The sequence below is a fragment of the Vibrio sp. 2134-1 genome (assembly GCF_033339495.1).
Window position 1 is genome coordinate 1 of record NZ_JAWOUS010000332.1, and the last position, 766, is coordinate 766.

Genomic DNA, 766 nt, shown 5'->3' on the forward strand with positions numbered 1-766 from the left:
CTCAATACCTTCTACCGCAGGATCATCCGTATTTAGACACGCTAGAACGCCGTGGTCTAGGAACTGTTTCAGTGGGTGATTTGCTAGAGAATCGACCGTACTGGTTTGGAAGTTCGACGTCAGGCACGATTCGATACCGATACGGTTTTCCGCTAGGTAATCCATCAGTTTTGGATCGTGAATCGCTTTCACACCGTGGCCGATACGCGTTGCACCTAGCTCTTGAATGGCTTGCCACATGCTTTCAGCGCCCGCTGCTTCACCAGCGTGAACTGTCACGTTTAGGCCTGCATCACGCACTTGTTTGAAGTGAGAGACAAAGCGATCGCCTGGTTGACCAAGCTCATCACCTGCAAGGTCTACTGCTACGATGTGGTCTTTCTGGCTTAGAATTGCATCCAGTTCTTGCTGACATGCATCTGTGCCAAATGTGCGGCTCATGATACCGATAAGGTTCGCTTTGATGCCAAAGTCGCGCATGCCTGCTTGTACGCCATCGACAACCGCTTCAACCACGCCAGCGACTGGCAGTTTGTGTTTCATCGCCATGTAGTATGGTGAGAAACGCAGTTCGGCGTAATCAATTTGTGCGTTTAGCGCATCTTCAACGTTTTCATAAGCAACGCGACGACAAGCGTCAAGATCGCCCAGTACTGCTACGCCCCAGTCAAGCTTAGAAAGGAAAGCAACAAGAGAGGGTTCCGCTTCGACAATTTGAACGTGTGGAGTGAGAGACTCAATATCGTACGCTGGCAGAGCAATGCCA

1 protein-coding gene is annotated in these 766 nt (G+C 50.5%); it reads right to left on the minus strand.

Going from position 1 to position 766, the window contains the following annotated elements; translation table 11 throughout:
* Nucleotides 1-766: adenosine deaminase (gene add / locus R7R78_RS25805; protein ID WP_225474578.1), on the minus strand; the 766-nt coding region annotated here is incomplete at both ends.